The 6,445-nt window shown below is 50.9% G+C and carries 7 protein-coding genes; 1 reads left to right on the top strand and 6 read right to left on the bottom strand.

Features of this window, described 5'->3' with window-relative positions:
* Positions 1-164 precede the first annotated feature (164 nt).
* On the top strand, positions 165-416 hold the full coding sequence (locus J3349_RS10080) for a DUF6061 family protein (protein WP_207677322.1): 252 nt from the start codon (positions 165-167) through the stop codon (positions 414-416).
* Positions 417-561: 145 nt separating this feature from the next.
* Here the strand turns inward: J3349_RS10080 and J3349_RS10075 are convergent, their stop codons facing one another.
* From J3349_RS10075 to J3349_RS10050, 6 genes are all read right to left on the bottom strand, one after another.
* Positions 562-2,199, bottom strand: a complete 1,638-nt coding sequence (locus J3349_RS10075; RefSeq protein WP_015538117.1) for a recombinase family protein — start codon at positions 2,197-2,199, stop codon at positions 562-564.
* A gap of 83 nt (positions 2,200-2,282) precedes the next feature.
* The gene (locus tag J3349_RS10070; protein ID WP_005922204.1) at positions 2,283-2,747 is read right to left on the bottom strand and encodes a hypothetical protein; all 465 of its coding nucleotides are present in this window, start codon (positions 2,745-2,747) and stop codon (positions 2,283-2,285) included.
* Positions 2,748-2,930: 183 nt separating this feature from the next.
* Entirely contained in the window at positions 2,931-3,149 is a 219-nt protein-coding gene (locus tag J3349_RS10065; RefSeq protein WP_080545308.1) for a hypothetical protein, read from the bottom strand.
* A 487-nt stretch (positions 3,150-3,636) separates the two neighbouring features.
* Entirely contained in the window at positions 3,637-3,906 is a 270-nt protein-coding gene (locus J3349_RS10060) for a hypothetical protein (RefSeq protein WP_347565001.1), read from the bottom strand.
* Positions 3,907-4,043: 137 nt separating this feature from the next.
* On the bottom strand, positions 4,044-4,919 hold the full coding sequence (locus J3349_RS10055; RefSeq protein WP_207677321.1) for a hypothetical protein: 876 nt from the start codon (positions 4,917-4,919) through the stop codon (positions 4,044-4,046).
* Between the two features lie 12 nt (positions 4,920-4,931).
* Complete coding sequence (locus J3349_RS10050) at positions 4,932-6,272, bottom strand: relaxase/mobilization nuclease domain-containing protein (protein WP_242699613.1); 1,341 nt, start codon at positions 6,270-6,272, stop codon at positions 4,932-4,934.
* Positions 6,273-6,445 lie beyond the last annotated feature (173 nt).

Here is a 6,445-nt window from a genome sequence, read left to right as displayed (position 1 = left end):
ATCCGAACCTTTTCTCGATAGGAGAAGGGTTCGGATTTTTTGTTTTCTTTGGAAATGACAATTCCGGCTCCTTCCCGACGACTGTGTGTCCAAAACCTTATCAGAAGAACCGTATAACAAAAGTCACAACTGTAAAGGTGCCGTAAGGCAGAAAGGACACGATTATGAAGTACGATGAAAGAACTTGCAAATTCAACATGGATACCGGCTGCGTGGAGCTGCTGCTCCGGGATGGGAGAATGATCTCCATTGACTGCACCGGGGTCGAGGATGAATTGGACGTGACCATGGCGCAGAGGACGGAACTGGACTACCTCATCTACAATGACCCGCTGGCGTATGCCGAACTGATCTTGAACGGTGAGCCGGACGAGTATCTGAGGAATGTAACAGGTAGTCACGGATTAGAGGATTGAACGCAAAAACAGGGTGCGCCCTGCCGGACGCACCCTGCAAAAATCCACACACGATAAGTAAGGCAGGGAGTTCCCCAGAGCAGAGTTCCCATAAAACAGTATTTGCAAAAGTTCCCGCAATGGGGCAGATTTGGCGTGACTTCGGTCACGCCTTTTCTTTTGCTTCCAGTTCATCCAGAGGGATATACCCCAGCCCATCATACTTAATATGGATGTGCTGCACCCGCTTTCCGCTGGACTTATCCGGGGCATCCACATAGATGGCCGACACCAGTTCACGGAGAGCATAAGGGGTGAGTTCTTCAATATGAACGTACTTGTGCGCTTTCTGGACGAACTTCTCAATATTCTCGATCTGCTGTTCCTGTACTTCGATTTCCTGCTGGATAGAGAGGGCTTCCTCTTCCAGATGCTTCTGTTCGGCATCGTAGCTCTGGCTCATCATGTCAAAGCGTTCATCGCTCAGCTTTCCGCTGGCGTTATCCTCGTAGATTTTCATGAACAGCCGTTTGAGGTCTGCAATCCGCTTCTCATTCCGGGCAAGCTGCTTCTTCAGGACGGTCAGCTTTTCGGTGCTTTCCACCCGAAGCTGCTCCTCCATGACCTTGCGGAAGTAGTCTTCATGACGGAGAATGTAGTCCGTCACCCGCTGAACATGACTCAGTACACGTCCTTCCAGAACCTTTACCCGGATGAAGTGTCCCTTGCACTTGCTCCCGTTCTTCTTGTGCAGAGAGCAATCAAAGAAGTCTTGACTGAAGTCCCTGTTGTTGGACGAACCATATTGCATCTTAGAACCGCAGTCAGCGCAGTAGACCATACCGGAGAAAATGCTGCTCTTGCCTGTCCGGGTCATGCGGTGACGCTGGTTACGAATCTCCTGAACCTTTTCAAACACATCATCGTCAATAATGCGCTCATGTGTATCTAGGAAGATAGCCTGATTTTCCACAGGATTCAGATGTCTCTTTTTATCCCAGATAGAGTTAGTATAGGTCTTGAAGTTGACTGTGCAGCCAGTGTACTCCCGGCGTTCCAGAATCAAACTTACTGCTCTTTTATCCCAGCGGTAAGGGTCTTCCGGGGCAGGTGCGTTTGTACTCCGGCCATGGCTCAACTTGTAGGCGGTAGGAGTCAGAACTTTATCTGCCCACAGTTGGTTCGCAATTTGGGTCGGCCCACGTCCCTCCATGCACATGGAGAAGATGCGCTTCACAATCGCAGCCGCTTCCGGGTCAACAAGCCAATGCTTCGGGTTCTCCGGGTCTTTCACATAGCCGTAGGGGACATTGACCGTCAGCGGTACTCCACGCTCTCCCTTGGCCTTCTGGACAGCCCGAATCTTGCGGCTGGTATCGCGGGCGTAAAACTCGTTGAACCAGTTCTTAATGCCCGCAAAATCGTTGTTTACGCTGTTCGGGTCAATGGTGTCGTAATTGTCGTTAATGGCAATGTAGCGAACGCCATACTGGGGAAAGGTGAAGTTTGTGTACAGACCCGTCAAGGCAGAGTTGCGCCCCAGTCGGGACAGGTCTTTTGTGATAACGATTCCTACACGCCCTGCTTCGATCTCGACCAGCATACTCTGAAAGCCGGGGCGGTCATAGTTCGTGCCAGAATAGCCATCATCAACAAAGAACACCGGGTTCGAGAAGTGGTTCTTTTTAGCGTAGTCCAAAAGGATATCCTTCTGGTTCTCGATAGAAAGGCTTTCGCCGAGTCGCTCGTCCTCCTGCGACAGTCGGCAGTAAAGTGCGGTGATTTTATTCGTTGCTCCAGACATTGTTGTGTCCTCCTTATTCTGTGGAGCAACTGTCAGTACAGGATTGGTTACCGGGTCAAGTATAGCAGAATTGGGCGCAGTTGTCATTCGTCTGCACCCTCATCTTCAAATTTTTGCTGGGCGTTCTTGGCAACAATGCGCTCCAGCTTCTTCAAAAAGGACTCCTTGCCCTCATAGCTGCCGGTCACGGTATAGGTGGTGTGACCGACTTTCTCCGTGGTAGTCAGTTCTGGAATCCAGAAGGCGGACAGGTTCTTGACATGGAGATTGCCGTTCTCATCTACATAGGAGCCGTGCTTCTTCTGCTCTTCGGTCAAGGGCTGCCGCTTGAAATAGATTTCATTTTCGGAGATGCTCACGGTTTCGCTGGCCTGCTCCTTCGGGGTATCGTCATACAGCTGGGCGAAAAATGCCAGTGCATCTTCGGGTGAGTCTTCCTCCATGAGCTGCTCGAAAATCCGCTGTTCCTCTGCCGAGAGGTTATTCCATGCGGCTTCCAACTCCTGCTCGTTGGCTGCGTTGACAAAGGCTTCGATCTCTTTTTTCATGGTGCATCCTCCTTTGGCTGCGAAAAGCGGATTTTCAAAAAGTATGGGTTTTCGTGAGAGCAAGAATCGTCCCGTGGCCACAAATTTTCAATTCTTGAAAATTCTTGCCCTTTTGGGACAGCTTCTTGTTGGGGCGTGCCTGCCCCAAACCCTGCTTAGGAGTGAGTGCGATATACTAGGAATTTATTTATTGCTTGCATCGGTTTTGTCGTTTCCCTTTTTCTTACGAGACAAACCTAAACAAAGATGCGTCGAGCCAAGGCAAAGAAATGATGAACCAAGACACAACCATACAACAGCCATAGAATTATCATTTCCACTTATGAAGCTAATAAGTGAAGCCATATATAACAGAGCAGAAGCTGCATAGAATAAGATAGATTTCTTGGTTTCTTTTTTCATAAATAATCGCCTCCACAAATCGATTTGTTGAGTCAATTATACCACGTTCTTTATCGAAATTACACCCTCTACATGGGAGAACTTGGCCGATTTACTGCGTACGTGCGTACCCATCTTCCGTATACACGTATGCGGCGATTTGCCCGAAACGCACTCTATACAGCCGTTCCCCCTCGGAGAGCCCACTACACTTTGCAGACCACAGGGATGAAAGTGTCATAGTGGGTTATTACACTTCCGCAGAAGTGCCTTTCCCTCGCCGCAGACAGCCGGGTGTGCCTTTGCGAGAGCCTTTTGTGCGGCGAACCCACATCGCCCATGGGCGATGTGAGCAGGGATTCCAAGGGGCGCAGTACCCTTGGCACACGGCTTTGGTACAAAGTCTAGTGTGTTACACCTTGATAGAGGTGTACAGACCCCCGATATGCAAAAAGTCCCATGTTCAACACCTTGACGGTGCGAACATGGGACTTGATGATTCCTCGGCCTAGCTGGGTACTCGTAACCAATCCTGACAGGCAGTTGCCATGTCATTTCTCGAAAACTGTTTTACGAATACCCAGCAAGCGGGAACTTCCTGTTTTTCTTTGGTTGCAATATGAGCCTGTTCCGCCTGCCACGCGGCAAACTCCCGTTGGCCTTCCTCACTGTTCCAGCAGGCAAGGATGGCCGGGTAGAATGCCCGTGCCAGACGTTCGATGGCTTCATCGGGATAAGGGGAAGTGTTTGTGGACTTTTTCTTTTTGTTCAACCGCACGCTCCTTTGATCGTCCCACCGTGGCAAAGCCGGGCAAGAAAATCAAAGTTCCATTTTTTATCAGGCGCAAGGGCGCGGATGCTTTCTGCCCTGCTCTTGCGGCTGGTGGCTCGTTGATGGCTTACAAGTGCCTGTCGTTATGCGATTTTTTCATCGTTCAGCAGTTCTTCAAACTGTGCCATATATGCCTTATGCTGTTTGAGAATCTTCGTGGTCTCCACTTTCACATAGGCATCATCAGGCACCTTAGGGAGATACTTCATCAGGAAATCAATATCCTGCTGGATTCGCCGGACGGCAGCTTCCAGTGCAGAATAGTTGATTTCGTAGATTCGTTTCTGCGGAGCAGGGCGGTCCTCCGGGTGCAGAATTTCGTGCACGATCTGCTTGCGGTTCGGAAAATCTGCCCTAGCAAGACGGTGCATATCGGCATCACGGACTTTGAATTGCCCGGACAGGATTTTCTCCTGCATACCGGGCACCATCTGTTCCATGATCTCTACGCCGCGCATGAACTTTTCAGAACGGGCAACATAGGATTCGCTGACATTGTTCCGCTCTGCAATCTGCTTGCGGACGCTTGTATCTGTGGCAGTGGGAGGAATTGTGTCAATTTGACACAATTCCTCCGGGGCGGTTTTCTTGGAAGCAGCCGTGTGCTGGTTGTTGCCGTTTCCACCGGGCTTTCGATGTTCCACACTGTACTGCTTTCCAATGAGGAACTTCTTCTGCTCCGGCGTGAGATTGCGCCGCCCCAGTTGATTTTTGCAGATCCATGCGAGGACTTCCTCTCGGTTCGCAAAGCGGAGCGGCATAGTAGAGAAACAAATCTCCGGGTGCTTCTTGAGAATGGCATAACGATTGTGGCCGTCAACAAGGGTGTTGCCCCAGACGATCAAAGGAGAGAGCAGCTTGCCTTCCTTGAGGATGTTTTCTTCAAGCTGCTTACACTCATCGTCCGTCAGCGGCGGGATCTGATTCTGGAACTCCGGGTCGATTTTCAGATTGATCATACGCACACTCCTTTATCTCTCCTGCTGCGTCGGTTCTTCCTCCCGGAAATAGGACGCAACATTCTGCTTTGCGGTTTTCAGCTTGAGCAGTTCGGACTTGGCTTCCTTGTACTGCTCATAGAACTGGGCCTTTTCGGATGTCAGCTGCGCATGCTCGGCTTCCAACTTGTTCGGACTTGGCAGCTTGGTGATGTTGTTTACCTTAAAATAGGCCACTGCCGCCCGGTACGCTGTCAGCTCTGCACGATGCTGTTCTTCAAAGGCTGTTGGTCGTTTTGCAGCTTTTAACTGCTGTGCAATTTTCTTGGTGTTGTTGTAAGCTGCCACCTGCTCCAACAATTTGCAAGTGGATTTCATGCGGGCATCGAGGTCGAGAACGACTTTCTTTGCACTGTCGTACTGCGTTTGCAGTTCTTCAATGCGTTGGTTGAGTGCGGCCCCGTTGAGCAGACCTTTTTCCTGCAAGAGAATTAAGGTCTGAGCCATGGCTTTGAGGTTGTGCTTCTTGCCCCAACGCTCATAGCCGATGCCCTTGCCCTGCTTCAGCTTCGCCTGAATGTCCACCAGCTTCTTGATTCGGTCGGGTTCTTCCTCAAGATTGCTGTGGAGGATAATGGGCTGGCTCTTGGCATTTTCTTTCAAGGTGGCAAGCACGAGTTCTTTCTCAAACTTGTCACCGAGGCTGTGTGCCCGGATAAACTTCTTTCTTCCGGCTGGCAGGTAGCTGAGCCGCCCACGGCTTTCCTTGACCGTGATGCCGTACCGCTGCAAGAGCCTGTCCGAGAAATCTTCAAAGCTCACTGCATTGTCCAGCACATCCGAGATCTGTTTCCGCAAAGTCTCCTTTGCGGTTTCAAACTCCGTTTGTGTGGGCTGCTGTCCGGCGGCAAGCAGGGCTGCGTTTTCACGGTCGAGTTTCATCTGACCGCGCCGTTTCATCCAGTACTCGCGCTCACTCACACGCTTTTTCGAGCTGAGCAGGTCGATCTGGTACAGCTTGGCATCCTGACACATTTCCATGACCGCGACACGCAAGTGCCGCATGGTCTGGGCTGTGCTGGAATGCTTCATGCCCTCACGCCAGTCACGGGGCTTCTGCATATAGGGCTTGCGCTCCACCTCTCGCGTTCGGACGCTGCCGATCACGATGTGGACGTGGATATTTCCCGAATAGTTGTGTCCATCAGGGTGAGTGCAGACGATGGCAGGATGAGCGGGGAAGTTGTCCTTGCAGAACTGCAAGCCAAGGGCTTGCGCCCGCTCCATGGTCAGGCCGTTCTCTACTGCGTCCTTCGGGTCGAAGCTGATGATATAATGGTGGGTCTTCACGTCCGCAGACTGTTCGTAAAACAGTATTCAACAAATGACACGGCAACTGGATGTCAGGATTGGTTACTGTTCACTCCGCTAGGCCTAAAAAGCATTAAGTCCCATGACCACACCGCCGAGGTGTTGGCCATGGGACTTTTTGTGTCTGGGAGCGGCACACCTCTATCGAGGTGTAACACACTAGACTTTGTTCCAAA

The sequence above is a fragment of the Faecalibacterium sp. Marseille-P9590 genome (genome assembly GCF_017377665.1).
Classification (GTDB): Bacteria; Bacillota; Clostridia; order Oscillospirales; family Ruminococcaceae; genus Faecalibacterium.
This window is presented reverse-complemented; position numbering and strand designations above follow the sequence as displayed.

Excerpts from the sequence above, each read along its gene's own strand:
- J3349_RS10055 (WP_207677321.1), bottom strand. The coding sequence starts at position 4,919 with ATGATCAATCTGAAAATCGACCCGGAGTTCCAGAATCAGATCCCGCCG.
- J3349_RS10080 (WP_207677322.1), top strand. The coding sequence starts at position 165 with ATGAAGTACGATGAAAGAACTTGCAAATTCAACATGGATACCGGCTGC.
- J3349_RS10075 (WP_015538117.1), bottom strand. The coding sequence starts at position 2,199 with ATGTCTGGAGCAACGAATAAAATCACCGCACTTTACTGCCGACTGTCG.
- J3349_RS10070 (WP_005922204.1), bottom strand. The coding sequence starts at position 2,747 with ATGAAAAAAGAGATCGAAGCCTTTGTCAACGCAGCCAACGAGCAGGAG.
- J3349_RS10065 (WP_080545308.1), bottom strand. The coding sequence starts at position 3,149 with ATGAAAAAAGAAACCAAGAAATCTATCTTATTCTATGCAGCTTCTGCT.